Here is a 26878-nt window from a genome sequence, read left to right as displayed (position 1 = left end):
TCATCACGCCCAACACCGTAGGAAATATCGCGGGGTTTCCGAGTGGGGGGAAAGGCGGTAGCGCTCTCCCGCTACCACCATTCCCCCCACTCCCTTGATGCCGTGGGGGAAGGCACGCTCGCCCAAGAGTGCCGTCAGCCGACCAGCGATTTCGACTTCAACCCCGCCGGTTCTCGACGGATCTCGAAACACCGTGACGGTTTCGATCAAGTCACGCATTGCCTCTGCACATTCGGAATCGCCAGAAGCAATGCCCTTGGCAAGCCCAGTCTGAAGTTGGTTCAGTTGTTCCTCGTAGCGGGAGAGTACCGCAGGGTGCAGCGCGATCACTCCGGTCGCAGCGGGTACCCGATCCAACTCTGCCAAAATGCACTTGCGCTCTTCATTCAGGGTTGTTGATTGCGGTCCTAGTACAGCTGGGTCGCCGTGGCCTTTGGCAATGGCGTTGACCAGGCGCTCGATCTCCCGAGTTAGCTCTTCAAGCCGTCGCTCCAAACGGATGCGCCTAGCATCGGTATCGGCTGCCAAGCGCTTCCGTTCTTCGTGGTAGGTCTGGACGTACTGGGCAATCACTTCGGGATGGCGCAACTCGGCGGTAAGCCCGTTCAGAACTGCGGTCTCGACCGTATCCAAATAGAAGGTCTTCGGATCAGTGCAAATTCCGCTTTCTGTCGCGGCCGAACAGCGGATGCGAATGCGCTTGGACTTGTCCGTGCCTTTTGACGACATTCCCGCACCACAGGCACCGCACCTCAGCAGCCCAGTCAACATATGTCGCGGTCGGCGTTGATGGCTTGGATGGGTGGTTGCACGCGCCTTCTTGCGTGCTTGTGCTGCGTCGAACAGGTCGGACGAAACAATGGCGAGTTCCGGTACTGCGACCACTCGCCATTCACCCTTGGGATTTGGACGCGAGACACGTTTCCCCGTATCAGGATCCTTGATCATTCTGACCCTGTTCCAGATCAGGCGGCCAGCATAAAGCTCATTGTGAAGCAGCCCCGTCCCTCTCTGCACATTTCCATTGATAGTAGAGGCATTCCAGGCTCGACCGCGAGGCGGCGGTATGCGGTCTCTGTTTAGATTGTGAGCGATATCACGCGGGGTCTGCCCTTCGACATACTCTCGAAAGACGCGACGCACGATGTCCGCTTCATCCTCTGCGATCACACGCTTGCCGGGGTCGCCCAGCACGTACGAATAGCCATAGGTCAGTCCGCCGGCATGAAGCCCCTTGTTGACTCGGCCGGCCTGGCCCCTCCGGACTTTGTGAGCGATGTCCTCTCGGTAGAGTTGACCAACGAGACCGCGTAGGCCGACCAAGACCGTGTTCACCACGCCTTCGTGAACGGCACGAATTTCGATGCCGAGAAATGAAAGGCGCTTGTGAATACCCGCAAGGTCTTCCATGTCGCGCGACAGCCGATCAAGTGCCTCTACCACGAGCACGTCGAATTCGTGCTCACGCGCTTTATCCATGAGTTGAAGCAAACCATCACGGCCCAGGACGGAGCCGCCGGAGCGGGCTCGGTCATCGAACGTCGCGACAACATTCAATTCCTCACGATCTGCGTATGCTCGGCACAAAGTGATTTGATCGTCGATTGATCGCTCATTCTGGAGGTCGGTTGAGAAGCGTGCGTAGATCGCGGCTCGGCTCATGTTGAATTTTCTCGGCCTGTTCACGCGCATGGTCTTCGCGGGCCGCTTGGCGGGCGAGAGTGCTGGCAAGGCGCAGAATCGCTCTATCAGGCGCTCGAAACAAGACCCTTTTTGGGGATCTCACAACCATTGCGGGTAGCGCTCGCTACGGCTCGGCTGTGTTCCTGTGGAAAATAGCAGTCCGCAGAATGCGCGGCCTCCTTGAATCCTGCCGAGATCATGATCTTGTTCCATGTCTCCCAGATGTGCACATGCAGGAGATGAGAGAAGCCATCAAATCGATCGGTCGCAGAAATGGATAGCAAGGCGTGCTTTTCGGAAATCCGCGAACCTGATCGGCTGCTCTCCGTTTAAGCGTTGTTGGCAAGAACCGAAGGTTCAAATCGCGGACGCTCTTGAGGTAGGTTTGACTGACTCTCTTCATCGAGCCGCCGTCGGGAATCCCTGCCGTATTGGCCGACGCCCTAGCATTCCAGCTATGCGGTGCGCTCTCTCGACCGCCTGCCCTTCCGGCGCCCTCTCGCCCTCAGATGGTGGCGTTAGCCGGCAGGACAAGCGCCCGCCGGCGCTTTGCCATCAACAGCAATGATGGAATTTCGTATCCTAGCGGCTCGGCTGTGATGTGCGGTCCTTGTTCGTGCGTGGTGATTTGAGAAGCTAACTGCGGCTACACAGCCTGGGGCGTAGTAACGGGCCAAATTTCAACGCGGGCCCGCCCGCCCATGGAGATCTCCTCTGCCTATCTGTGATGTAAAGCGGATCGCCCTGCGCACAGCCACCAAGACCGTCAAGCACTCCCCCTGCGGGAAGCCGCTTGCCTTTGGCCTAAGCTCCGGCCATCTTTGTCAGTATGGCTGACTTGCTGCTCGACGGTTCATTTTCAACGCCGACGTGCTTGCAATTGGCGGCAATCGCCTACTTCAAGATATTTAGCCTCATCGTCATTTTTGTCGCCATTTGGGTTGCGGTCGTCTGCATCAATGGTCTGACAGCGCCAGGTGGCTTCAGATGGGATTTGAACGCCATGAAAGCTGATCCGACCGTGAAACCAATCTTGGTCATCAGTGGGATAGCCGCGTTCGCAGCAATCGCGACGGTCTCTTTAGTCGGTCCATTGTCGTACTTGCGTATAAAAATGATCGCCACCGATAGCGCATTCATTGAGACGGGTTGCTACATTGGCGCACGATACGTCGAATCCCTTGACCGCAACAAAACGACGATTTCGTTTGTCTTGCACGGCGGCAAAATGCTCCGGTTCAAGCAGGAGGGGCAGCGCTGGCTCGAGGTGCCAATAGAGTCAAATCCGAATTTCGGAAATTTGGTCAAGATCGCACCGACGGCAATGAGCGAATACCGGGCCTATCTGGCTTCGGAGAATAAACCTGCAAGCTGACCCCTGCCGGCATGCTAGCGGTCTCGCGAGGGTTTTTTAAGAGGAAGACAAGGACGCTCGATCTTCTGCCGGCCGCTCTCTCATACGGCCGACGCGCCTCTCACGATCTTTGCGGTTGGCCTTGGGTAACACGATTTGCCGGGCATCTTCCGTTGACAAGGACCGCCCCATGCGTGCCTCGAACAAGCGATCTGATCGTTCCAAGAATTCTTCGTCAATGGCGCGCTAGCGCGAAACAGATCGCTCACGGCGTTGCGCTCAACGGCGCGGCCCGCAACGCGCCGCGCTGCTTTCACCATTCCCGCCCCGACCATATCTGTATTGGAATAGGGTCTCCGAAATCGCTCAGTACCAAATCCCGTATTTTCCGGCTGAGTTTCTTTCTCTACTCAGCGTTAACGCACAACGGGGAGCCACGCCCCAAATGAAGGATGGCGGCCTGCTTCTCCACGCCGATCAGGTCGGCCGCCATCGCTTGATATCGCCTGCAGTCCGCCTGAACGACGGTTCGCTCAGGCCGTTGAAGCGGCAGGTTCCCGGCGATTTCCTTCAAGTCGGCAAGGACCGAAGCAATGTGCGGCCAGGGAAAGTCTGTTGGATCGTCGATGTCACGATCTGCGCCAGCGATGATTTCGAGCTTGGCGACGATGCCAAGAAGCGACCGCGCCTGTATGTGAGGTAGCTTGTCCTGAAACTTCAAAGCCGCGGTTGTGGCCTCAACCTCCGCTTGGCAGGCGATCGAATAACCGAGCTTGATATCCATCGCCTCGGACGCGGCAGCGTCGAGAACGCGCCTCTCTAGACGCTGTTGAAGTCGGCAAAGGAGATTTGAGACATGCTGTGCTCGCAACCAGCCTTGGAGAAGCGCAAGAGCCGGGTTCGCATCTTCGAAACGATCTTCTCCGTGCGCCTTCTGCCATTGCCCTCGCCCGTGCGTGACGGAAGGCAAAGTCGTGCTATTGTCGGAATCAGCCATGATCCGAGCTCCTCAACAGCTTTGGCGTGGCCAGGCCGGATTGGTGTTGCATCACCCATCCGGCCGCCAAGTGAAACCGAGACTACACATAGTGCATTATCTAAGCAACCAAAATCACCATAAAATGGTGATTTTATGAATCCGGTGCAGTGCCGTATGGCTCGGGCTGCATTAGGATGGGGTGTTTTAGACCTCTCAAAAGAAGCCAAAATATCGACCCAGACGATTGTTCGCTTCGAAAGAGGCGAAGCGTTGAAGCAATCGACTGTGGAACTGATAAGAAGCACGTTCGAAAGCGCCGGCATTGAATTCATTCCAGAGAATGGCGGCGGCCCTGGCGTTCGTCTGTCTCGCAATCAGAACTGACGCTGTTTTCGCCATGCAACAGGATCGGCGATCCATCGGTTGACATCGGATTCCTGCCAGCCCGCCCCGTTTATGCTGATCTTGATCTGAGCCGGGAACGTGCCTTCGGCAATCTTGCGATAGAGGGTTGAGCGGGACAGGCCGGTCCGGGCAAGGACGGTTTTGAGGCGTATGATTTTATCTGGCTCGGACATTGCTCGCCTGCCACTCTCTGGATGTTGCTGGTATCTTCTGGGATAGACAGACGAACCGATCCCCTGCAGGCAATCAGCTTTGTCGCCTCACCCGCCTGTGGCGTAGAGACGGTGGCAAATCGGAGGGATTCATATCCCAATGCCACGGCCCCTGCCGATGCCGTGGCTGAATGCAAGTTCCGCAGCGAGGCTACGGCCGGAATCCACGTTGATGCCAAGCTCGCGTTTGCGGTTCGCAAGGAGGGATTCAAGCTGCGGATCACGTTCGAGGCTTTTGGCCATGTCGGACATCGCTGAGCGCGTTGCCTTGTAGCCCGACATGTCGCCGGCCTGATATTGGCCCTGGCTCGTCCGGTCGAGCTTTTGCCAGCGTTCCACGAAACGGTCGGCGCGGCGGCTGGGATCGGTATCCAGTCCGGTGCGGATTTCCGTCTCAAGCTGGAGAGCAAGCACGATACGGTTGACCCGGCCGGTCGCAGCCTCACGGACAAGCTCGCGATTCTTTACATAGGCCGCCTCGGCGTCGCGCCAGCCATGCGGCCGAACCTTCTCGAATGCGCTGCGGGCCTCCCTCAGTTCCCGCATCTGCTCGGGGGTGCCCTGCCCGTCCCCATTTCCGCTGCTCATAACCGCATCGAGCGCGCGCGCGTGACGCACAAGCGCCTTCGTTCGAGCACTGCGCAACGCCGCTTCCGCGTCCACCGAAGCACCCGCTTCGCGCTGCGCTCCCCTGGTAGATTCTCTTTCAGGCGCGGGGTGAGCATCTCCGATCTGCGCTCCAACATTTTCCCTTCCCGGCCCCTGCCTACGGTCCTGGCCGGCCTCGCCGTCTCCGGGCGAGCGCAACCCGTCCAGCAGCCCGTCGATCCTGTCACGCAGCTTTTCCGGAACAATCCGGCGCACGATCTCGACCACGCGCTCGCGGAAAGTGATGCCGCGCCGTTCGGCATAGCTCTGCGCCGGGTCGATCTTCTCATAGTCGGATGCCATGTCCTTGGCGCGGTCGCGTGACAGCGTACGGACCAGCCGGTCCCGCGTGGCGAAGTCGTCGCTGCCGTAATGCAGATCCATCCCGTCTCGATGCCGGGACAGGGCGACGTAGCTGCCGTGCGCATCCATGCCCGGCGTAGCGAGCACATGAGTCCGGTCGACGGTCATGCCCTGAGCCTTGTGAATGGTCGCGGCATAGCCGTGGTCAATATGGGCATAGTCTTTCAGGTCAAAGCGCACCGACCTGCCGTCGTCGGTGCGCACGGCCATGCTTTGCGTGCTGACCTCTTCGATCACACCAAGCGTGCCGTTCTTGACGCCGAGCCCGCGCTCGTTGCGCAGGAACATGACACGGTCGCCGCCGGCAAAGGCCGTGGCACCGCGTTCCACTTCCACCTGAACGTCGTCGTCGAGATCGCCGGCAGCGCGCATGCGTTCGCGCGCTGCCTGGTTGAGCGCGCGCACCTCGTCGTTTGTGTGGGTGAGAATGATCCGGCTCGCATCAGGCTGCGTCTGCCTGTCGCGATCCCAGCGCTCGACCAGATCGCTGCGCGCCTCGTCGCGCGTGGCGGCCTGATGCACCATGCCTTGCGCGTCGTAGGCGCCGATCGCGGCGCCGATCCTGCCGGTTGCCAGATCACGTGTGGCGTCACGCTGCCAGTCCTCGCGCTGCCGACGCACTTGACCAATTTCAACACCGCCATGACGCTCGTGGATCGAACGGAATGCAGCACCCGCCTCGATCGCCTGCAGCTGTTGGGGATCACCAACCAGCACGATTTTTGCGCCAACCTCGGCCGCATGGGAGAGCACGCGCTCCAACTGGCGCGTGCCGACCATGCCGGCTTCATCGATCACCAGGACATCACGCGCGGTAAGCAGATCACGGCCTTGTCCCCAGCCGTGTTCCATGCTGGCGATGGTGCGTGACGAGATGCCTGATCCGCTTTCGAGATTCTCTGCGGCAATGCCGGAGAGTGCCACGCCTCGAACCTCGTAACCCGCTGCTGCCCATGCCTGGCGCGCAACACCCAGCATGGCGCTCTTGCCGGTTCCGGCAAAACCGACAACGACACCAAGACCGCGCCCGTCGGTGATGTGATCCAGTGCATCGGCCTGCTCGCCTGACAAGACAAGCCCGCGTTGCGCTGCCCGCGCCAGAGCTGCCTCGCGCTGTGCGTCATTCACCGCATGACGCTCCTCCCCGACCATGCGTTCCGCTGTGCGATGCAGGCGCTGTTCGGTCTCGATCATCTGCCGCGTCGTAAAGCGATCTTCTCCACGTCCGTCCTTGCCCAGTTCGACCAAATCGGGCGCGTTGCTGATAGCCGCCACGACCGCGTTGAACTGCTCTATTCCGTCGCTGTGCCGATGCGCGAACTTCGCAATGTCTTTTTGCGTGAACGTCGACTGCTGATGCGTGATTGCCTCCAGCGCCACGGATGGATCGGCGATAATCCGCGCGCCATTGTTGCGTGCGATCTCGCGGTGCAGCTCGGCGCGATCTGCTTCAGTGCCGACAACGTCGAGGCCGCCGTCCTCAATGCGTTGTGCGGGAGCGCCAATCTGGGTTTGCGGCTCTAACGCAATGCCCTGCGCTTCCAGACTGCGATGATCAATGCGGGCATCAATGTCGAGTTCGGCAAGGCGCTCATTGGCAAGCTCGGCCCATCGCTCGCGCCAGCGCTCGACCAGCTCGGTGCTGTTCCAGTCGCGCACCTTTGCGCCGAACCCGTTCTCATCGACCGACCGCATGGTGAGCATGACATGGGCATGCGGCTTTGGACTGCCATCCTCTGCCCTGTCCCAATGCACGTTGAGATCGGCGACCATGCCCCGGCTGACAAACTCGGCCTCAACAAAGTCGCGCGCCAACTCGATGCCCTGCGCCTGGCTCAGTTCACGTGGGAGGGCAAACTCCACCTCGCGGGCAAGCTGCGCGTCTTTCCTTACCTCGAAGGCTTCTACATCATTCCAAAGCCGCTCGCGGTCACTCCAGGCGTCCAGTGCATTCTCCGGCAGGACCACCTCGGAATGAACAACGCCGCGCTTGCTCGAAAAATCATGGCTGCGGTCGATCCGCTCATCGCGCAGCCGCGAGGCCGAGCGGTAGGCGGCCGACGCCACCGCACTGCTCCCAGCCTTGCGGCCAATGACCTTGACATGAAGATGATAGATCGCCATCGCGACCAAATCATTTGCACGGCAAAGCGCACGTCGGCACGACGTATAAGCGCGCCCTCCCTCGAAAAATTCTCGGGAGCGACCAGCCCGTCCCGGGCTGTCTCGGCAACCCTGAAGCCTTCCGGCAGGCGCTCCCCTATCATCCTCCGATCGACAACCGACGGAGACAGCCATGCGCAAACAGCGAGACTTCGACGCCGAACTGAAGGCGCTGGAAGAAAAGGCGCGCGAGCTCAAAATACGAAAGGTACAGCAACTTGGCGAACTGGTGATCGCCACCGGCGCCGATCAACTCAGCACCGACGAACTGGCCGGCGCACTAGTCGCAATTGCCGAGACGAAAGACACCTCAAAGCGCGAGGCATGGGTCAAGCGTGGGGTGATGTTTTTCGAGAGCCGGTCCCGGCGAACTGCTTCGGCATCTCAGCGCAACCCACGCGGCGCTCCAGCGCAACCGGTCAGCCCACAATCGCCGGCAAGCGGCACAGGCTCGCAATGATATGCGCACCTGGCAGGTCGAGCGTCGCAAGCGCACACGGCTGCTCATCGAACTTGGTGGGCTCGTCGTCAAAGCAGGCATTGTCAAGCTCACCAATGACGATCGCGCCACGATGTACGGCGCGCTGCTCTGGATTGCCGAGAAGCTGCAGAGCCATGAAGGCGAGCAAGCGCGCGACCTCTGGGTTGCGAAGGGGAAGCAGGCGTTCAATGCAGAAAGGCATGAAGGGGGAAAGGATCAGCGAACTTAGCGGCGCTTGCGCTACGCCGCGGCCCCGACGTCAAATATCTCGAACCGGACTGAAGGAAAGCAAGACCTGCACTTGTTGCTGCGCCCCTGGTGGAAGAGCTGAGGTCGGCGGAGCCTTGCGAAAGCTACCTGTTCCAGGTCTCAGGCCGTCGAGTAACAAACTTCGGAGATCACCGACACAACTGATAACCCACCTTGGCATGGCGCCCACCCGGTCCAGAGCAGCGCAGCGCGGCCGGATTGAGCAGACCCCGTCGCGCCGTTGCCCGGCAGACCAGACATTACGCAGCCAAGCCCTTAGCCTTCGCCTGTGCATGCAGAAACGCCACCGCGCGACCGGCATGTGATGCAGCGGTGAATATCGCCCGCGTGTCGTCCTTCAAGACCTTCAGCCAGCTTGCGACATAAGCTGCATGATCATCGCGCGTCTTGGGGGTAAGCTGGAGATCGGCGCACAGAAAGGCCGCGCCAAGTTCCGCCACCAGCTCTTCCAGGGCCCTCATCGCCAAAGCGCTTGCGGCCTAACTCCCGGTCAAGGCGCTTGGGATGTTTCGTCCATGGCCATTATGCCGATATCGGCATAAGGGGCATTATGCCGTAAGTCGGATTATGCTGCATGCCTGATTTTGGCCACTGTTGAGCTAGCGTTCAGCGATGCGACAGTTAGGCATAATCAGAGCGGTTCGAGGGGGGCGAGTATGGATGTTTTGCGAAGGTCTGGTTACAGGCAAGCGACCTAGGAAGCGGACTAGGGCTATCACCAAACGTGTTAGCGGACAGGAAGTTGTTTCTCTCGCAATGTCTGCCAGCGCCGACGCAACTCACCATCGCGTAGGGAAATGGCCTCTTCTGAAACCTCCACCGCCACAATGCGATCGGTGCGGAAGTGCCGAAGGTCCTGCCGCAGTTCACACCAGGCCACCAGCAATCGGCTGGTCTCGGAATAACCGAGAATGACCGGCCACACAGTGCGCGTTGTCGTCTCATCGGCTTTCGAGCGATAGCGAAGACGCAGCTTTCGTCCGTCGCGAATTGCCTGGCGGATAGGCGCAATATTGATGGTCTCGTTCGGCGGCGATTGCACCGGCCGTATGGTCATGCTTGGTTCGGCGATGAACGGCCGCAGTGCATCGGGAACGACGGCAGCGATTTTGCTAACGACATCGCTAGCAGCAGTGGCGATGAGCGCATCCGAATGAGAGGAAACCCATTTGGCGCCCAGAACGATGGCTTCAATCTCGTCTGGCGTGAACATGAGGGGCGGCATGTCGAACCCAGGATGGAGAATATAGCCGAAGCCGGCCTCACCGGTAATCGGCACCCGCTGGCCCATGAGGTCCGCGATGTCGCGGTAGACCGTGCGCTTCGAAACCTCCAGTTCCTGCGAGATAGCAGCGGCCGTCACCGGCCGGCTGCTGCGCCGCAGGATCTGGATGAGCTGAAAAAGACGGTCGGCTCTGCGCATATGCTGACTCCTGCTGCCATAATGCTGGCAACAGCGATGTGAGACAAGCCTGTGAAGATGCGGCAAAGGCATCGCCATCCAGGAGTTTTTCATGAAATTCGCATCCGCTCGCATCATCGCCGGCGACATCAAACAGATGGTCGCCTTCTACGAAATGGTCACCGGGGTCACGGCAAACTGGCTGGCGCCGGTCTTTGCCGAACTCGTCACCCCTGGCGCAGTCCTTGCGATCGGCTCGGTGGAGACTGTATCGCTCTGGCAGGAAAACAGCGCCCAGCCAGGAGATAACCGCACTGTTTTTCTCGAGTTTCAGGTCGATGACGTTGATGCCGAATACGCGCGCCTCAAGGATAGCGTTCCCCTTGTGCATGAACTCAAGACCATGCCTTGGGGCAACAAGACATTCCAGTTCCGCGACCCGGAAGGAAGTGCGGTATCGCTCTTCATGCCGGCAACGGAAGATGCCAAACGCCGGTTCATAGGACGATAATCAGAACGACAGATAGGGTGCGCGAGCGCCCCGCGCGCAGTAGGCAATGCAACAATGGCAAACATGGCGTCGCAGACGTAGCGCTTTCCGTCATCGAGTCGAATGACTGCTATCAGGATATCTGGAACTCGATGGCGAACGTCTGTGCTAGGGTCGAAAACTGCCGCTAGGCTGGAAAACAGATATGGATTTGACGTGAAGATTGTCGCTCCAACAACATGGAGCACAAGAGACGGATATATCAAACCAGACTACCTGCCTCGATCCCCACTTCACGTCGTTCGAGGAAAGTCTTTCTTCCAGGACTTACAAACCTGACACCCCTACGAATTATCGCTACCTGCTTCGCGTGGGCGGCAATCGGCGTCCCAACTCGACAGCAAGGTCCGGCGTCAAAGCCGACGGCGCAATGCCCTCGGCCTCGAGCAAGCGGGCGAAGCGACCGTGATCGTCTGGAAGGTTAGCGGCTGGCTGCGGCGTTGTCATTGTCCGCTGGGCCCTCGCGGGTCGTCGGGGTAGACGATTCGGCCCTCTTTCTTTCCACGCAGATTTTCATTGCTTTCCCGGGGGTCTTGCCGCAACGGTAGGCACTCGGGTTTGTAGGGTGGAGTTGGGCTGGTGGACGTTCAAGCCGACCATGGTCGGGCGAGCACCGCTAAAAAGCTTGTCCATGCAGCGCTCCTAAACGCGTTTCCCATCAATGCCGCTATCGTCACCCCCAGTTCGACAGCACTGGGAGACCCCCCTCGACGGTGCTGCGGGCTGTGAGGGTCGGGTCGCTGCGCAGGCAGAGCGCGCTGAGCTGCCGAGCAACTTCGAAACCTACCTTCTGCGACAGCGCGGCCTCAGCCCGCGCATGGTCTATCACGTGCTCCGGTTCGCGGATGCTTTCTCGATCATCGCTTCGGCGACCATATGCTCGATCTGCCCGCTCTGGCGCGCGAGATGTCGTGGCATTCATGGAGCACCTTCTGACGCGCAAGCGACCGTTCCGCGACAAGACACCAGCCACGCATTTGCGCAGCTTCTTTCAATATCTGTTCCCCCAGGGCCTTACGACTACGCACCTGTCGCTTTGCGTCCCTCGGGTGCATTAAACCCTGGGGCGCAAGACTTCCTCGTCATCTGTTGCCTGACGAGGTGGAGGCAGTCGTGGCCTCGCAATTCGCGGCGCGATGCACGCGACTACGCCATGCTGCTGATGGCCCGCCTTGGCTTGCGCGCGCTCGAGGTCATGGCGATCCTACTCGACGATATCGACTGGCGCGCCGGAGAACTGCTGGTTCGCGGAAAAGGCCAGCAACATGATCGGCTGCCTATCCCGCCGGACGCCCGTCGCCGCGAATGCCTCCCTCAATATCGTGTTGATGACTTGGCTATCCTTGAACGAACAGTTGGGTGCCCGATGCGTTTGGCGAAACGGTTTCGATCAAAGAAACCATCGCTGCCGTCCGCGAACAGGGTCCCAATCTCACCGAGACCGATTGCCAACTCACCGAATGCATCATGTACGAGGCGATATTGCTTGGCCGGTTCGTCGCCTTCGACATGCACGAATAGATGCGCACGCATGGCGCGCTATGGTTCTCGCCGCCGGTCTCGGTGAAGACCCGCCAAACGGGCGTCCGCTATGAGGTCAACAACGTCCAGGCAGCCGCCGAGAACCTGCTTGAGTGGCCCGAGCGTGGCCGCCACTGGAATAAGGCGTTGCAGGCTTGCCTCGATCTGACCCCGGATGATGTGCGCGCCGCATTCGAGACGGCGGCACGCAAGGAAGGCATGCTGCTCGATTGATAGCAGGGCAATTCGATCGGGGAACGATTCCCTCCCGGGTGAGTTCCGCCCTTGAGGGCCGGCCCCCAAGGGATGCCACTGCTCAATGTCTACGCTCAACGAATCTCCCCAAATCTTTCGGCAGCTGGCCACTTCAGAAGGTTTCCGTCGGAGGGTGCGCAAGCAGCTGGACTTGGGCGTTGAACTGACGCTGCCGAAGTCCTTTACTGAATTGCTAGGGGCGCTGGATCAGCAGGAAGAGGAACAGACGCTGGCCCGCAGGCACTGAATTCTCAGCCTACCCAAAGAAAAGCCCATCGCAGCTAATGAGGGTAGGCGACGGGCTTCCCGCGATCGCCCTAGCGACGGAGTTCATATCCTCACCGCCAGCTTGCTGGCCTGGGACTCCTTGGAACAGTGCTGGGGGCTATGAGGGTCGAGTCGCCGGGTAGACGATTCGGCCCTCATCCGATTTGATCACTCGGATGCTCGGGACGGACGAATGGGAAAAGGCTTGGGATAGTCGCGAGCAACGCACCGACTTATTAGGACAGATCGACGAGATTCACCAACGAAGCGCCGACGTCGCGGCCATAGAACAGTTTGTCGGGAAGCGACTGGCGGACCTCTTCCCGAAAGTCTTGCCTTCCGCAACGACCGGGGCGCCCCAATGTTCTCTTTGTTTCTGGCCATATCGAACCCCGAGCCGAAGGCTATTGGGCTGGCAACCAAGATCGGGAATCACATTCTCAAGGCGTCGATGGAACGGGCATGTCGTCATAAAGGCGACCGTTGAAAGTTCGGCCGGCTGCTTTCTTATTCTTCCCGCCCGCCGCCGTCGGGATCATGCTGGAGCTTCTGGGACGAGTGCTCCCCGTCCTAGGTGTCCCCTAGGCCCGGCGGCTTACCACTCCCCCGAAGATACGTTGGCTGCCGGGCCGCCCCTCTACCAGCCATCAGCGCGCATTCCTCGTCGCCGCTCTCTTGGCACCGCCGAAGCGCCGATCGCGTCTTGGCGCCTCGCTGTGGCCCGATGTAGGTCCCACGGGACGCTGGTGCTATGCTTGCGTAAAGCGTGGGAGCAACAAATGGCCTACACTGTCATGTGGTATGGAGTACGGGGCATTATCGACAAGGTGACCTTTGACGCTGAGAAAATGGCGAAGGATCACGCAATCACCATGTTCCCGACTCGAAAGGGTGACGATGGAGTAGTGTCGGTCGAAGTTCGCAAGGACAACGGCGCTGTCGTCTTCAGCCACGCGGAGAATTAGGAAAAGCTCTCAGGCCAAAGGTTGCGGCCTATGCCGCCTGCCTGCGAACCGCCTGCTGCCTATCCAGGGGCAGCTTGGCGAACTGGCGGACGGTGAGCCCGCAGCCCAAGGCCAGCACTGCGGCATGCCGTTTCTCGCCCCGCAGACGGCCAAGGCGCGCGTATTGCCATTCGTTGGGCAGGCGATAGGTGCCGACGAGAGAGCCCGCTTGCGTTGCAGCCTCCAGTTGCGCAATTCTGCTCATGCGAGTCTTTTCGGGGGATAGACAATGTTTCACGACATTTGCCTGGAAGCCTATCGTCTGGGCGGGGTGGACGCAGTCAACTCACTCCTCAAGCAGCAATTTCCGGCCGATGCCGATCGGATCCGCGCTATGGAATATCTTGAAGACACTGGTTATTGGTCGATCTCGTGGCACGAGAAAAAGCATCCCGACGGCGGGATTTACCGCGACTTCGGAAATGTGAGGGAATACCTAGCCGACGAGGGAGAGCATTGATGGTCCGTTTGTTGCACGAAGCGTTCCAAATGAGGGCTTGCAATTATGCCCGCCAGCTTATGGGCAAGGCGTCGAACCCTTGCGCTGCTTCGGCGTCATCGCATGACTCGTGAACTGTAGATTCCGGTCGTCGCGGCCGGCGGCACGGCACTCGGCGCCGCCGGCGGCCAGGACGGTCGCAAGCGCCAGCGCGGTGAGGATGAGCGAGGCGATCGAGGGGCTCGACGCGCGACCTGGCTGCCACAGGAACAAATGCCGGGCTCGCTTGTTGATTCCGTGAAGGGACCTCAGCCCGCAAGGAAACGGGACGATGCTTGAACTTGTCGTTCTCGAAATGGCGGTCGCAAGGCAACGCGCGCAGCGAGCCGAGCGCACCCTGAAGCAGGCCACGGCTATGCTCGACGAAAAGCACGGCCTCGCGGTCAGCCTTGCACTGTGCCGCCGGATCCGAGCCGGCCAGGCGAGAGCGAAGGCAGCCAAGCGGCGGCGGCTGAAGATAACGCCGCCGACCGCCCATTGAGGAGCCGATACCATGACGACGATGATGTTCGCTCCCCTCGATTTCGACCACCGCGAAGAGCGCTCCGATCTGCACCGGGCAGCGCGGCTGGAAATGCTGCACGATCGTCTGGCGAAGCGTCTTGACCGTATTGAACGCGCTGCCGATGAGGTCGAGAAGGCGGCATCGCTTCTGGTCGACGTCACGCATGGCAAGGCGACAGAGGCATTTGAAGACGCCATTCGCAGCAATTCGTCGGCGGCGTTCCTGCACCTGGACGCGGGGCAGACATTGGGCATGTGAAGCGAGCCGGGCTGTCATGTGCCCCTCATGGCTTCGAGCATTTCGCCTCGTCGCGCCCTTCCGGCCAGCGCCGCCACCATTCTCGCTCGAGTACGCTTGCCACAACGTCGCCGGCCGGCGTCCGTTATGATCGGCTTGGATGGTTGGAGACGTCCTCACGATGGGCTCGGCCAAGGGAGAGGAACGCCAACCGTTCAAGTTCTACGTGTGAGTTCGAATTCCCACGTGTGAGTTCGAACGTTCTTCACGTGGCGCCGAAGTACGAGCCGTGAAAAGGCACCGAAACCCCGCCGGTACGCTTCAGCGGCCCAAAGCAGGAAAGGGGAGTTGCTGCCGACTCGGCATGTGTCGTTGTCGGCCGGCGATGTCCGCTTCCTGGCTTCTGCCCGTTGGTCGGAAATGGCCGACATTCAGTCGGCAATTTGTCGGTCCACCCGACACCTTGGTCTCATCGACAGCGGCAGCTCTCCAGCGGACTATGACTGCCGCAATTGAAGCGGATTGCTAAACAAGGAGAAAGATCATGAGTCTCATCGATAAGGCTCTAGAGGCCAATGAGCGGTATGCCCAGGGGTATGACTCAAAGCTGGGGGCGCACCCTCGGCCCAAGATTGCGATCGTAACCTGCATGGATCCGCGGCTCTCTGACCTAGTGGGAATCTTAGGTTTGAACAATGCCGACATGGACGTAATTCGCACTGGCGGTCCGGCTGTAACAGATGATGTGATGGGGGAACTTATTGTGTCCACCCGGGTACTGGGCTCAGCAGAGATTATGCTGCTCAACCACACGGGCTGTGGATTCACGAGCTTTACAGACGAGGATTTGAACACAAAGTTCAGCGCGCAGACTGGCGACGCAACGCCGGCGCCTATGCGATTCTTCTCATATAAAGATCCTGAAAACCACACGAAAGAGCAAATAACGAAAATTAGATCGCACCCATGGATTGCTAAAGACGTTCCCGTGCGCGGCTTTATTTTTGATGTCGACACCGGTGGTTTGACGGAAGTGACGGTGGAAAGCGAGCAGTTGTCAGAGCGGAAATGAATATATTCGCCAGCGGTGGTGGAGAGGGCCCATCCGTGGACCGAGTGTGGAGTAAATGGTGCCGTAGGTCGCGGCTAGTGTGGAATTGAATTGCGCCGCATCCCCGACGTCCGATCCGTCCAAGCGCCGCGTGAGAGCGGTCGTTGGTGAGCCGGGCCCGCGGAGGAAGCAATAATCTTGCGCTCTGCTAACTCTGTCGTGCCAGTTGGGCCATACCGTGTTCGAGCACCTCGGGTCCAGCGACCAACGGTCGTGCGACGAGTGCCACCTATGATAATTTGATTTGGTGCTCAAGGCGGGAGCTTCCTGAAGTTGCCTAGCGCTGCTGGCGGGTGTACCGAATTGGCCGGTCATGCCGGGGTCGGCATTTGTGGCGACTGCCGCCCAGGAGCAGCCTGGAATCCTACGCGGCCGAAGGCTTCGACGGGAGACAGGCGGCCAAATGGAAATGGACATACCTCAACTTACGGCGGATCTCGCTCGCGCTAACGAAGCACTCCATCGCGAAGTGGCCGAGCGACGGTTTGCGGAGGACGCGCTTCGGGCCAGTGAAAGTGAGCTGCGCCTGACGCTCGACACCCTTCCAGCGGGCATTATCGTAGTCTCTCCAGAGACAGGAATCACGGACGCAAACAAACGGCTTCTGGGATATCTCGGGTACACGCTTGAGATACTGAAGCAATGGACGACGACCGATATGGTCCATCCCGACGACTTCGGTGGGACGTTGAAGTACTTCCGAACGTTCATGACCCTGGATCGAGAAAGCCGGTTCGAAACTCGGATACGACGATTCGATGGCGTCTATCGATGGTTCCAGGTCCGCAACAATCCGTTGCGAGACGCCGATGGCCGCATCCTCCGCTGGTATGGGGTGCTGACCGACATCGATGATCAGAAAAAGGCGGAGCTAGCGCTGCGCGAAAGCGAGGGTCAACTCCGGCTAGCGGTGAACACCACCCCCGGCCTGATCGCCACCTTCGCGCCGAGCGGTGCCGCCGAAGACGTCAACGCCCAGTTCCTTGAATATCTCGGCCAGACGATCGAGGAATTTTCGAACTGGCCGACGAACGGCACGGTCCATCCCGCCGATGTCGAACACCACGTTGAAGTCCTGAGGGGATCTTTCCATTCAGGACGTCCGATCGACACGGAAACGCGACTGCGGCGCTTCGACGGGGCGTATCGCTGGTTCCAGGTCCGTGGTCTCCCAGCCAAAGATGCCGATGGACGCATCATCCGCTGGTACTGTCTGATGATTGACATCGACGATCGCAAGCATGCTGAGCAAGCCCTCGCGGCCAGCGAGCGCAACCTGCAAGTCACCGTCGATGCCATCCCGGCATTGGCCTGGTCAGCACATCCAGACGGCGCGGCCGACTTCTTCAATCAGCACTATCTCGACTATGTCGGGCGATCGCTCGACGACTTAGCGGACTGGGGCTGGACGTCGGCAGTGCATCCAGAGGATTTGCAGCGATTGGGTGCCGCATTGGAGAATGCCCGGGAGACCGGCTCGAGCGCCGAGTGCGAGGCGCGGCTATGCGGTGCCGACGCCAAATACAGGTGGTTCATCTTCCGAGCGAGCCCACTACGCGACGAAACCGGAGCGGTCGTCAGGTGGTACGGCATCAATACTGACATCGAGGATCGCAAACGCGCCGAAGACGAGTTGGTGAAAAGCGAAGCCTCGCTCGCGCATGCGCAGCGCGTGAGCTCCACCGGAAGTTTCGTGTGGGTCTTAGCGACAAGGGAGATCACGTTCTTTTCGGAAGAACTCTACCGGATCTTCGAGTTCGATTCGAGCGTGCCGATTACCGTTGAGCAGATCGCCACCCGGGTCCATCCCGACGACATCCCGCTGCTGACGACTAAGCTTGCAGAGGCGCAGGCCGGTATTGTGGATCACGATTACGACGTTCGACTCCGCATGCCCGACGGCCGCGTCAAATATCTGCGCACAGAATCGCGCCCGGACACTCAAGTTGACGGGCAGAAGATCTTCGTTGGCACCATGCAGGACATTACAGAGCGGAGATTGGCCGAGGAGGCTGTCAACGAGCTGCGCACAGAATTGGCGTACGTCTCGAGGGTCAGCACCCTTGGGGCGATGACGGCGTCGATCGCTCATGAAGTTAACCAGCCGCTTTCGGGTATCATTACTAACGCCAGCACCGGACTGCGCATGCTCGCGTCCAATCCGCCAGATATCGAGGGCGCGCGCGAAACCGCGCGGCGCACAATCCGCGATGGCAATCGCGCCGCCGAAGTCGTCAGCAAGCTGCGCGCCTTGTTCAGCAAAAAAAGTGAGACCACCGAGTCAGTCGACCTCAACGAGGCTGTGCGAGATTTGCTCGCCCTGACGACCATCGAGTTGCGGCGAGGACGGGTGGACCTCGAGGTTGATCTCGCGCCTGACCTGCCGAAGATCGTTGGCGACCGTGTGCAGCTTCAGCAGGTCGTGTTGAACCTTCTTCTTAACGCGGCTGATGCTGTGAGCGAGATCGAGGATCGACCGAGGCGCGTCACACTCAGCACCGCAATGGACGAAGACGGTCAAGTGAAACTGACGGTAAAGGACAACGGCGTAGGTATCGACCCGGAGAGTATCAATAGAGCCTTTGATGCGTTCTATACGACCAAGCCGACCGGCATGGGCATCGGTCTATCTGTCAGTCGGTCAATCATCGAGCATCACCGCGGCCGCATCTGGGCAAGCCGAAACGCCGACACGGGGGCGAGCTTCTCGTTCGCGATCCCGCAGCCTGCGGTGCAGGTTGTTCCAACCGAGCCCGCAGGGCACACGCCACAAGGAGCGAAGGCATCCCACGAAGGAAGCCCCAATGCCTAAGCGCCCCTCGTGACAATCATCGATGATGACGAGTCTGTGCGCGAGTCTTTGCCTGATCTGCTGAAAGTGCTCGGTTACCCGTTCAGGCCTTTCCCTCCGCACAGGCATTTCTCCCCTCGAAAGACCTCGAAAGACGCGATGCCTAATCCTCGACATCGCAATGCCCGATATGACGGTGGCCGAACTGAGAACCGAGCTCAGGCGTCGCGGCCACGATATTCCGGTGGTGTTCATTACGGCACATCGCGACGAGTCGATCCGCCCGTTACTAGACGGTCGGGACGCGGTTGCATGTCTATTCAAGCCAATTAGCGAAGCCGCTCTCGTGGAGGCGCTCGATAGAGTTTTTTCAAAGCTAATTTAGAAGACGCCGTGTCTCGCCGGAGGTGGAGCGGAAAGGATCGCAAACTCTGAGTTTTCGCTCGGCATGCGATGAATGTGTGAAACCCGAATTTCGCAGTAGATGTGGCATCACCGAAGCATGTCTTGCTTATGCGCGGCTGTCCGGTTGCGCCTGACGGCTCCGAGGCCGAGCAATCGCTTAGCCAGAATGAGAAACGGCGCGGCGACCGCGAACAGCAGGACGAAAGAGAAGAAAGCTTCATCGAAAGAGATAACCGCGGCCTGCCTGTCGAGCGCGTGCTGCAACAATAAGACCGCTCCCTTTGTCGATGCAGTGCTGTCGACACCGTTTGACGCCAAAGCGCTCGCAGCAGCCCTCAAGCGCTGGTCAGCCGCGGGATCGCCACTGAAAACGTGGGCAACCAGTATCGTCCGGTTATACGCATTCTGGTGGTCAATATATGTTTGCAGAAGGGCCGTGCCGGCCAAACCACCAACCTGCTTGCCAAAATTGAACAGGCCAATGCCGAACGGAAGCGCGTCGGCCGCAAGCCCCTGGAGGGTGATCATCGTCAACGCCATGAACAGAAGACCAAGACCGAGTCCGCGCAGGAGCAACGGAACGGCCAGGTCCGCCGAACCGCTGCCGCTCGTCGAACCAGACAGCAGCCACATGGCTCCGGCGAAGAGCAAAATTCCGAATGGAGCAAGCATGATCGCACGTATCCCCGCCTTTTCGATCAGAAGGCCCGACAGCAGAAGTGCCAGCGCAAGCGCGGCTCCGCTGGGCAGCAGAAGCACTCCCGCGCCCGTGGCGGTGAAATCGAGGACGGTCAGGGCAAAAGTGGGAATGAGATAGGCGCTGCCAGAAAGGGCAAAGCCAGCAAGCAGGCTGGCGAGAAGTCCGAAGCGGAAGTCCGGATCGCCAAGTGGCGAGATCGGCAACAAAGAGCCTCGTGGACGGAACCCGACTTCGCCGATAGCCAGAAGGCCGACAGACATGACACCGAGCGCGGCAAGGACAGCAATGTCGGTGTCATCGAACCAATTGAACCTGCTGCCCTGCAGCAGGACGTAGGTCAAAAGCGTGGTACCGATGCCAAGCAAAATTACCCTGCGGATAGGAAGCTTGGCATCTCGCCAAAATGTCGCGTCACCCTCCGCCGCCAGCAGGATAAGGGAGGCGAGGCCCAGCGGAATGTTGGCCAGAAATATCCAGTCCCAGGTGAGATGGTCGACGAGCCAACCATGGAGAGCAGGCGTGATTGTCGTCGGAGCCATCACGGCGCCTGTAGCAAAAACTGCCTGAACGACCGGCTGGTGTCGATGCGGAAACCGTAAAAACAGTAAGGTCTGGCCGGCGACCAGGATTGTGCCACCGGCCAGCCCCTGGGCAACGCGGCAGACGCAAATCCAGACGAGATCGGCCGACAATGTCATTGCAGCGGAGGCCAGAAGAAGGATGACAGCCCCTGCGCGCAAGCAGGCAGTAGGCCTGACCGCTCTGACAAGGAGTGGAGCGACAAGGAAGGAAGTCAGCTTAGCGGCGATGAAAACAATATCGATCATCGCCAGTCCGTCCGGCGTTGCGTGGGTGTCGCCAAGCAGGCCGATCCGGCCGATGGACAGAGCAGTGGATGCGATCGCATCCATGAGCGCGGCCAGTACAACAGCGCCCGTTACGGATAAAGCGCGCAGCCGCGCGTCGAGAAGGTGCTGCGCCGACCGCTTTTCGACAAGGTGGGTCACTGTATTGGTTGTCCGTTCGCGATTCCGCCGGTCTGTGGTTTCAGCGCCGCCGCCCAAGTGTCTCCGGCGCTGACGGCGATAGCAACACGAGCCGAAAGGCCAGGAACCAGGCGGCCGGGCAAGGGGTTGCGCATTATCCTGATCTTGACCGGCACGCGCTGAACGACGCGGATGAAATTTCCCGTGGCGTTGTCTGGCGGCAGCAGGCTAAATGCCGCACCACTGCCGGGAGAGAAGCTGTCGACGACGCCGTCAATTTCGAGGTCTGGATACTCGTCGACAGTCACACGTACCCGTTGCCCTATGTTTACCTGCTCTAGCTGCGTTTCCTTAAAATTCGCGACAATCCAAACGTCTTTTACAGGAACAATGTCCAACGCCGCAGTACCCGCAGTGACATATCGCCCGACACGTATCTGACGATTACCAACAATTCCGTCGATCGGGGCCTTCACCACCGTGTTGGACAGGTCGAGCATAGCTAGGTCGAGCGCAGCCTCCGCCTGTGATTGGGCTGCTTCCGCGCTGGCCAACTGTGCACCCAGGACGTCTAACTTCAGCCTTTGAGCCAAAACGTTGGCGTCTGCGCCATCCACCGATGCTTTTGCTTTGTCATAAGCCGCCTGCGCATCTTGCAGTTTCTGATCGCTCGCGGTCCCGTTCCTCTGCAGGGTGACGTAGCGGTCGAGGTTGGAGCGCGCAAACTGCAGATCGGCTGCAGCTGATTGCCTCTGCGCGTCGGCCTGCACGATCAAGGCCTTCTGCAATGCAGAGGTAGCCACGATGTTGTCAACTTCCGCCTTCCTGGCGGCGGCGTTGGCCTTCGCCTGCTCCACCTTGGCCCGATAATCGTTGTCGTCGACTCGAAACAGGACAGCGCCCTTCAAAACACTCGCGTTGTCATCTACGTCGACCTCCATCACATAACCGGCGAGCTTCGGAGCGATACTGGTGATGTCTCCACGCAGATATGCGTTGTCAGTCGTTTCCTCGAAGCGGCCTATTGTGAACCACTGCCAGCCCCACGAAGCCGCCAGCGATGTCACGAAAAGGACAACGATGACGATTGCGATCCTGCGAACTCGGCTCATGGCTGCCTCGGCCTCAAATCGACGCACTCGCCGTCGATGGAGATGTTCGCGCCCCTGACAGCAAGACGATCGGTGATGTTGCAGATCGTGGGTGGCCAGTGGAGTTTCACGAACCTGTCTCCATCAAAATCCAGACGTGCAGGGCGTAGAACGGCGAATGATTATTGACTTCACGGCCTCGCCGCCAAAAAGCCACACAGGGTCTCGTCTGCCCGCCGGGCGGCCGGCGAGCAAGACTCATCCTTCTTCGATCAAGCAGCCACCTGGGCGCGCTCCTGCAGAGCAGCTTCAACGATAGCCACGTCTTCCTCGGCCGTTCCGCCGCTGACGCCGATACCAGCGTACACCTCGCCCTTCTCGGTCAACGGGACGCCGCCACCCATGGGGCAGAAGCGGCCGCCACCAACCGAAGGGAGCACGTAGAGCGATTGACCAGGCTGCACCAATGTCAGCAGATCAATCGTGCGCATCCGCACCAGGGCCGAGGTGTAGGCCTTCCGCTCCGATATCTCGAGTGAGAACAGCGGGGCGCCGTTCATGCGATGCTGGAGCACGAGGTTGCCATGGACGTCGACAATGCAGACGGCTACCGGAATCTTGGCTTTGATTGCTTCAGCCTCTACGCGCTCGGCCAGCTTCTTGGCTGTCATGAGCAAATCCATGAGAGTCATCCTTTCTGAACGTTTGGTGATTGCCTAGCGAGGCAGCTCGCCGAGGTGGAACCCCAGCCGATTTTCAACATCGCCGGGCGTTTGGAAGCCTTTGGCAGTCAGGGCTTTGATGCCACTCTGCGCGGCGGGCCGCCCGAGCGAGGCGATACAGGCCTCCCATCCGGCGCCGAGTTCGACATCCGGCGGCAAGCTGGTATTCACCAGCCGCTTGGTCTGGCCGATGGCCCACTTGTCGAAGCCGGAGATGCGGGTGGCGAGCGCTTCAACGTAGGCGTCGAGTTCAGCGTCGGGAAGCGCCCGGTTGATGTAGCCGTAGGCTTCCGCCTTGTCGGCGGAAATGTCCTCCGAGCTCAGCAGCACCTCCATGGCGCGATTTCGCCCGATAAGGTTAGGCAGCCGAGCCATCGGCCCGCCGCCAGCCACCATGCCCACGCCGACTTCCCACTGCGAGATGATCGTCTTCTCCTTGCTGGCGAAGCTCATGTCGCAGGAAAGCAGCAGCTCGCTGCCGTTGCCAGTCGCGCGCCCACGGATCAGCGCGATCGAAACCACAGGGGCACGCGTAAGGCGCACGAGGAAATCGGGCCAGGGCGGCAAGCCCGTCGGTCCGGGTGACATCGAGGTCATCTCTTCCAGAGGGGCCATGAAGTCTGAATGGTTCAGGAAGAAATCTTCGGCCGCGCTGTCGAAGACCACGACCCTGACGTCACCGTCAGCCTCGATGGCGTCGATCGTGGCCTGGAACTGCCGCACCATCTCCGGTCCCATGACATTGAGTGGCGGGTTGTTGAAGGTGACACGCCAGCAAGCGGCCGTGTATCGGACCAGGCGAATTTGTGAAGCGATTGTCTTGGCGTCCACTGAAACCTCCTTTGGCAAATAATTGCGAGACGCTTGTCAGTTACCGCTCAAGTTCGTGCACTTCGATTGGACCTACGTATCGGCGATACTATCGTCTCGACGATATCGTTCAGTGGGGAGTGATCTAGCCAAGCCCGAAGTGAAGAAGGCCGGCCCAGGCGCATTCGCCTTAGGTATCGGCGATACCTTGGCGCAATAGATCAGCAGGATCGCCTCTGCTCTGAGTGGATCGAGCACCACGCGACAATTCCGTCGATGGCGCGGACTTTGCGAAGGATCCGTTATGCAACTTGTCACGACCAGTACGCGCACTACACCCCGCCAGTTGCGATTGGCAGCCTTGCGCGGCGACGCGGTCGCAATGCTTGCACTGAGCATGGCGGCGCAGCGGATGCGCGCAACACCCTCGGCCCGCCGGGCTCCGCTGATTCCGACTGATGATGGGACCATGGACCTTGGTGGCCACGTGGGAAGCGTATGTGCGGCTCTGTCGGAGCAGCTGCGAGTTCGGCTCAGCGTCAAGACGGACGAGATACGGCTAGACGCCGCTTGTTGCCGGCGGGTGGGACTGATCCTATCCGAGCTGGTCCGCAGCGCGGCGCGCCACAATCTCAAGGGCCGGCGAGGAGCTATCGCGGTTATTTTGAGTGGATGGGGCGGCAATGTGCGCTGCCTGGTCAGAGGCAGCCGCTCGACGGCGGCGGACTCCCAGGAGCGTCCTGAGCGGCGGCGGGTCCGAACCCTGGCTGAGGAACTCGGCGGATCGGTCGACTGGTGGTTCACCGAGTCCGGATCGTTCGCCGGCCTGCATTTCTCGATCGAGCGATCCAAGGATTCGCCGTCGCAACTGAACGCGGATTTAACGTGATGCGTGGGTCAGAGATGCTCGGCGCGCGTCGCGACGCAGGGCTCTGACCAACAGAGCGAGGATTGCCATTTCCACGATGCCCGGCGAGCCATTGTTCGCATCAGCCTGGCGAGGAGTTGCTCTTGGCCGTCCGACCGCAAGACATCGCGTGGAAGCGGTTCACTGCCTACCCGCCAGCCACGCCCGCATAGCGATCCTGGTAAGACCGACCCCGGCTCATATGCTGTACGGGTCAGTTGACCAGCGAACTCGCATCGTGGCCTCGCTGCTGGTCTTGTCCTTATGAAGGACAGCAGACGCCTGGTAGCCCAGCAATACAAAAGTATCGGCGATACCATCGTGTGATGGATTCGCCTTCGCCGACAGTTGATCTGTTAGCAGCATTCGAAAAAACCAATTTAGACAGGAGGACGTCATGACACGACGCGAACTACTTGCCGCCGCAGCCGCCGCCGGGGCTGCCAACATGCTTCCCGGAACATCCCAAGCGGCGGAAGGCTTAATCCGTCCCTTCACTGTCAACTTCCGAGACAGCGACCTCGACGATCTGCGCCGGCGGGTGATGGCGACCCGCTGGCCCGATAAGGAGACCGTTGCGGACGATACGCAGGGCGTGCAACTGGCGACGATTCAGAAACTAGCGCAGCACTGGGCGAAGGATTACGACTGGCGCAAGGTGGAGGCCCGCCTCAACGCGCTTCCGCAGTTCATTACGGAGATCGACGGGCTGGACATCCACTTCATTCACGTGCGTTCCAGGCACGAGAACGCGCTGCCGATCATCGTGACGCATGGCTGGCCTGGCTCGATCATAGAACAGCTGAAGATCATCGAGCCGCTTACCAATCCGACCGCCCATGGCCGAACCGAAGGCGATGCGTTTCACGTCGTGATCCCCTCGCTTCCAGGTTATGGCTTCTCGGGCAAGCCGACCGCACCGGGATGGACCCCCGTCCGCATCGCCAAGGCATGGGCAAGGCTGATGCAGCGCCTCGGTTACATGAAATACGTGGCGCAGGGCGGCGATTGGGGGAACGCCGTCTCTGAGCAGATGGCTCTGCAGGAGCCACCGGGATTGCTGGGCATCCACACCAACATGGCCGCAACGGTGCCCGCCGATATCTCCAAGGCACTGGCGGCAGGGGCTGCTGCGCCCTCCGACCTTTCGCCGGACGAGAAGCGTGCTTACGGCCAGCTCGACGACTTCAACAAAAACGGGCTGGGATATGCGATCGAGATGAACAACCGTCCGCAGACGCTGTACGGCATCGTGGATTCGCCTGTCGGGCTGGCCGCCTGGATGCTTGACCACGACATTCGCAGTTACAGGCTCATCACGCGCGTCTTTGATGGGAGCGCCGAAGGGCTGACGAAGGATGACATCGTCGACAATGTCACGCTGTACTGGTTGACCAATACGGCGATCTCGTCGGGCCGCCTCTATTGGGACAATGCACATTTCCCGACGGGGGGTTTCTTCGATCCGCGTGGCATCAAAATCCCAGTTGCCGTGAGCGCCTTCCCGGACGAGATCTATCAGGCGCCGCAAAGCTGGGCTGAAAAAGCCTATCCGAAGCTTATCCACTACAACCGGCTCGCCAAGGGCGGGCACTTCGCGGCCTGGGAACAGCCGACGGTGTTTAGCGCAGAGCTCAGAGACGCCTTCCGCCCGCTGCGCCAGTCCATCTGAAGCCGAAGGGCAGCCATCAGGTCGTCCGCATTTCAAAACGGCGGTCGGACCGGCAGGTCGGTCCGCCGAGGCGGCGTAGGGCGGCAACATACTGCTTGCGACAAAACCAAGAGAAGGAGAACGACCATGTCATCCACGGTTGAAGCGCGGCAGGTCGAGACCACGTTGGAAACATCAGTCCGCACAGCGAGCGCGCCGCCCCTCGATATGAAGCTCGAAGTGATCGCTATCCCTGTCTCGGATGTCGATCGCGCCAAGAGCTTCTACGGCGGCTTAGACTGGAGGCTTGATGCCGACTTCGTGGTCGGCGACGTGTTCAGGGTCGTTCAGTTCACTCCGCCCGGCTCATCAGGCTCGATCCACTTCGGCAAGGGCATCACCTCGGCCGCTCCGGGCTCGGCGCATGGCCTCTTTCTCGTCGTCTCTAACATCGAGGCGGCGCGTGCCGACCTCATTGCTCACGGCGCCGAGGTCAGCGAGGTGTTCCATCGCGCCGGACCGGGCCAGCCCGCGATCAGCGGTCGCGATCCTGAAGGGCGCAGCTACATCTCGTATGCTACATTCAGCGATCCTGACGACAACGGCTGGGTGCTGCAGGAAATCATTGCTCGGCTTCCTGGCCGGATCGACGGCAATTCGACAAGCTTCGCCTCTGAAGCGGATCTGGCTGCCGCGATGCGGCGCGCGTCGGTGGCCCACGGTGAGCACGAGCAGCGGAGCGGCGGCCGCCGTGATGAGAATTGGCCGGACTGGTACGCCGCCTACATGGCGGCGGAGCAGACCGGAAAGCCCCTGCCGCAATAGGCCAAGCCCTGGGGGGCATGGGTTGGACGCCCAGGCTCGTCCACACCGAGGAGGCACGCCTACGTCTCCGCGCGGTTCGCG

Annotated in this window: 28 protein-coding genes and 1 pseudogene; 18 read left to right on the top strand and 11 right to left on the bottom strand. The window is 60.0% G+C overall.

Annotation, left to right across the window (positions count from 1 at the left end):
* Positions 1 to 3: 3 nt before the first annotated feature.
* Complete coding sequence (locus LB529_RS27830) at positions 4 to 1662, bottom strand: recombinase family protein (protein ID WP_224712872.1); 1659 nt, start codon at positions 1660 to 1662, stop codon at positions 4 to 6.
* A gap of 850 nt (positions 1663 to 2512) precedes the next feature.
* Between LB529_RS27830 and LB529_RS27825 the strand changes: the two genes are divergently transcribed.
* On the top strand, positions 2513 to 3058 hold the full coding sequence (locus tag LB529_RS27825; RefSeq protein WP_224712871.1) for a hypothetical protein: 546 nt from the start codon (positions 2513 to 2515) through the stop codon (positions 3056 to 3058).
* Between the two features lie 385 nt (positions 3059 to 3443).
* Here the strand turns inward: LB529_RS27825 and LB529_RS27820 are convergent, their stop codons facing one another.
* Positions 3444 to 4034 (bottom strand): hypothetical protein, encoded by a 591-nt coding sequence (locus LB529_RS27820; RefSeq protein ID WP_224712870.1) that lies wholly within the window; start codon positions 4032 to 4034, stop codon positions 3444 to 3446.
* 135 nt (positions 4035 to 4169) lie between these two features.
* Here LB529_RS27820 and LB529_RS27815 point away from each other — a divergent pair, with 135 nt between their 5' ends.
* Positions 4170 to 4400: a transcriptional regulator gene (locus LB529_RS27815; protein WP_224712869.1), complete on the top strand. Its 231-nt coding sequence runs from the start codon at positions 4170 to 4172 to the stop codon at positions 4398 to 4400.
* On the opposite strand, the gene LB529_RS27810 is transcribed toward LB529_RS27815, so the two are convergent.
* Positions 4391 to 4594, bottom strand: a complete 204-nt coding sequence (locus LB529_RS27810) for a helix-turn-helix transcriptional regulator (protein WP_224712868.1) — start codon at positions 4592 to 4594, stop codon at positions 4391 to 4393. The two genes, LB529_RS27815 and LB529_RS27810, sit on opposite strands and share 10 nt — an antisense overlap.
* Positions 4595 to 4723: 129 nt before the next feature.
* Positions 4724 to 7768 carry a Ti-type conjugative transfer relaxase TraA gene (gene traA / locus LB529_RS27805; RefSeq protein WP_224712867.1) on the bottom strand — a complete coding sequence of 1015 codons (3045 nt, stop codon included), beginning with the start codon at positions 7766 to 7768 and terminating at the stop codon, positions 4724 to 4726.
* A gap of 172 nt (positions 7769 to 7940) precedes the next feature.
* On the opposite strand from traA, the gene LB529_RS27800 reads away from it, so the two are divergent.
* Both LB529_RS27800 and LB529_RS27795 read left to right on the top strand, forming a co-directional pair.
* Positions 7941 to 8267, top strand: a complete 327-nt coding sequence (locus LB529_RS27800; RefSeq protein WP_224582117.1) for a conjugal transfer protein TraD — start codon at positions 7941 to 7943, stop codon at positions 8265 to 8267.
* 1 nt (position 8268) lies between these two features.
* Positions 8269 to 8517: a conjugal transfer protein TraD gene (locus tag LB529_RS27795; RefSeq protein ID WP_224582116.1), complete on the top strand. Its 249-nt coding sequence runs from the start codon at positions 8269 to 8271 to the stop codon at positions 8515 to 8517.
* Between the two features lie 280 nt (positions 8518 to 8797).
* Here LB529_RS27795 and LB529_RS27790 read toward each other — a convergent pair.
* Together LB529_RS27790 and LB529_RS27785 are read right to left on the bottom strand one after the other, a co-directional pair.
* Positions 8798 to 9074: pseudogene (locus tag LB529_RS27790) on the bottom strand (zincin-like metallopeptidase domain-containing protein); the annotation flags it as partial.
* Positions 9075 to 9285: 211 nt separating this feature from the next.
* Entirely contained in the window at positions 9286 to 9981 is a 696-nt protein-coding gene (locus LB529_RS27785) for a helix-turn-helix transcriptional regulator (protein WP_224582115.1), read from the bottom strand.
* Positions 9982 to 10072: 91 nt separating this feature from the next.
* Between LB529_RS27785 and LB529_RS27780 the strand changes: the two genes are divergently transcribed.
* The 5 genes from LB529_RS27780 (at position 10073) to LB529_RS27760 (ending at position 13518) form a co-directional block, all read left to right on the top strand.
* Positions 10073 to 10471, top strand: coding sequence for a VOC family protein (locus tag LB529_RS27780; protein WP_140691910.1), 399 nt, complete (start codon positions 10073 to 10075; stop codon positions 10469 to 10471).
* A 1398-nt stretch (positions 10472 to 11869) separates the two neighbouring features.
* The gene (locus tag LB529_RS27775; protein ID WP_224582114.1) at positions 11870 to 12031 is read left to right on the top strand and encodes a hypothetical protein; all 162 of its coding nucleotides are present in this window, start codon (positions 11870 to 11872) and stop codon (positions 12029 to 12031) included.
* Positions 12032 to 12265 (top strand): DUF982 domain-containing protein, encoded by a 234-nt coding sequence (locus tag LB529_RS27770; RefSeq protein WP_224712866.1) that lies wholly within the window; start codon positions 12032 to 12034, stop codon positions 12263 to 12265. It begins immediately after the preceding gene.
* A gap of 85 nt (positions 12266 to 12350) precedes the next feature.
* Positions 12351 to 12533, top strand: a complete 183-nt coding sequence (locus LB529_RS27765; RefSeq protein ID WP_224712865.1) for a hypothetical protein — start codon at positions 12351 to 12353, stop codon at positions 12531 to 12533.
* 799 nt (positions 12534 to 13332) lie between these two features.
* Positions 13333 to 13518 (top strand): hypothetical protein, encoded by a 186-nt coding sequence (locus tag LB529_RS27760; RefSeq protein ID WP_224712864.1) that lies wholly within the window; start codon positions 13333 to 13335, stop codon positions 13516 to 13518.
* Between the two features lie 28 nt (positions 13519 to 13546).
* Here LB529_RS27760 and LB529_RS27755 read toward each other — a convergent pair whose 3' ends face one another.
* Positions 13547 to 13762: a hypothetical protein gene (locus LB529_RS27755; RefSeq protein ID WP_224712863.1), complete on the bottom strand. Its 216-nt coding sequence runs from the start codon at positions 13760 to 13762 to the stop codon at positions 13547 to 13549.
* 24 nt (positions 13763 to 13786) lie between these two features.
* On the opposite strand from LB529_RS27755, the gene LB529_RS27750 reads away from it, so the two are divergent.
* The 6 genes from LB529_RS27750 to LB529_RS27725 all read left to right on the top strand — a co-directional run bounded on the left by LB529_RS27750 (position 13787) and on the right by LB529_RS27725 (position 19085).
* Positions 13787 to 14017 (top strand): hypothetical protein, encoded by a 231-nt coding sequence (locus tag LB529_RS27750; protein WP_224712862.1) that lies wholly within the window; start codon positions 13787 to 13789, stop codon positions 14015 to 14017.
* Between the two features lie 310 nt (positions 14018 to 14327).
* Positions 14328 to 14537, top strand: a complete 210-nt coding sequence (locus tag LB529_RS27745; protein ID WP_224582110.1) for a hypothetical protein — start codon at positions 14328 to 14330, stop codon at positions 14535 to 14537.
* Positions 14538 to 14549: 12 nt separating this feature from the next.
* Entirely contained in the window at positions 14550 to 14819 is a 270-nt protein-coding gene (locus tag LB529_RS27740) for a hypothetical protein (RefSeq protein WP_224582109.1), read from the top strand.
* 523 nt (positions 14820 to 15342) lie between these two features.
* Complete coding sequence (locus LB529_RS27735; RefSeq protein ID WP_224582108.1) at positions 15343 to 15870, top strand: beta-class carbonic anhydrase; 528 nt, start codon at positions 15343 to 15345, stop codon at positions 15868 to 15870.
* 442 nt (positions 15871 to 16312) lie between these two features.
* Positions 16313 to 18721, top strand: a complete 2409-nt coding sequence (locus LB529_RS27730) for a PAS domain S-box protein (RefSeq protein ID WP_224712861.1) — start codon at positions 16313 to 16315, stop codon at positions 18719 to 18721.
* Between the two features lie 160 nt (positions 18722 to 18881).
* On the top strand, positions 18882 to 19085 hold the full coding sequence (locus LB529_RS27725; protein WP_318012586.1) for a response regulator: 204 nt from the start codon (positions 18882 to 18884) through the stop codon (positions 19083 to 19085).
* Between the two features lie 107 nt (positions 19086 to 19192).
* Here LB529_RS27725 and LB529_RS27720 read toward each other — a convergent pair whose 3' ends face one another.
* The 4 genes from LB529_RS27720 to LB529_RS27705 all read right to left on the bottom strand — a co-directional run bounded on the left by LB529_RS27720 (position 19193) and on the right by LB529_RS27705 (position 23435).
* On the bottom strand, positions 19193 to 20812 hold the full coding sequence (locus tag LB529_RS27720) for an MFS transporter (protein ID WP_224712860.1): 1620 nt from the start codon (positions 20810 to 20812) through the stop codon (positions 19193 to 19195).
* Positions 20809 to 21903: an HlyD family secretion protein gene (locus tag LB529_RS27715; RefSeq protein WP_224712859.1), complete on the bottom strand. Its 1095-nt coding sequence runs from the start codon at positions 21901 to 21903 to the stop codon at positions 20809 to 20811. Before LB529_RS27715 ends, LB529_RS27720 begins: the two co-directional genes overlap by 4 nt.
* Before the next feature lie 251 nt (positions 21904 to 22154).
* Positions 22155 to 22565: a GlcG/HbpS family heme-binding protein gene (locus LB529_RS27710; protein ID WP_140502839.1), complete on the bottom strand. Its 411-nt coding sequence runs from the start codon at positions 22563 to 22565 to the stop codon at positions 22155 to 22157.
* Between the two features lie 33 nt (positions 22566 to 22598).
* Positions 22599 to 23435, bottom strand: coding sequence for an enoyl-CoA hydratase/isomerase family protein (locus LB529_RS27705; RefSeq protein ID WP_224582104.1), 837 nt, complete (start codon positions 23433 to 23435; stop codon positions 22599 to 22601).
* 283 nt (positions 23436 to 23718) lie between these two features.
* On the opposite strand from LB529_RS27705, the gene LB529_RS27700 reads away from it, so the two are divergent.
* The 3 genes from LB529_RS27700 to LB529_RS27690 all read left to right on the top strand — a co-directional run bounded on the left by LB529_RS27700 (position 23719) and on the right by LB529_RS27690 (position 26797).
* Positions 23719 to 24303 (top strand): hypothetical protein, encoded by a 585-nt coding sequence (locus tag LB529_RS27700; protein WP_224712858.1) that lies wholly within the window; start codon positions 23719 to 23721, stop codon positions 24301 to 24303.
* Positions 24304 to 24718: 415 nt separating this feature from the next.
* Positions 24719 to 25993, top strand: a complete 1275-nt coding sequence (locus tag LB529_RS27695) for an epoxide hydrolase family protein (protein WP_224712857.1) — start codon at positions 24719 to 24721, stop codon at positions 25991 to 25993.
* A 207-nt stretch (positions 25994 to 26200) separates the two neighbouring features.
* A complete protein-coding gene (locus tag LB529_RS27690) occupies positions 26201 to 26797 on the top strand; it encodes a VOC family protein (RefSeq protein WP_224712874.1) in 597 nt (198 codons plus the stop codon).
* The last annotated feature ends 81 nt before the right edge of the window (positions 26798 to 26878 follow it).

It is taken from the genome of Mesorhizobium sp. CA5, from assembly GCF_020165105.1.
GTDB lineage: Bacteria > Pseudomonadota > Alphaproteobacteria > Rhizobiales > Rhizobiaceae > Mesorhizobium.
Note: the sequence above shows the minus strand (reverse complement) of the source record. Positions and strands in the feature narration are given on the sequence as shown.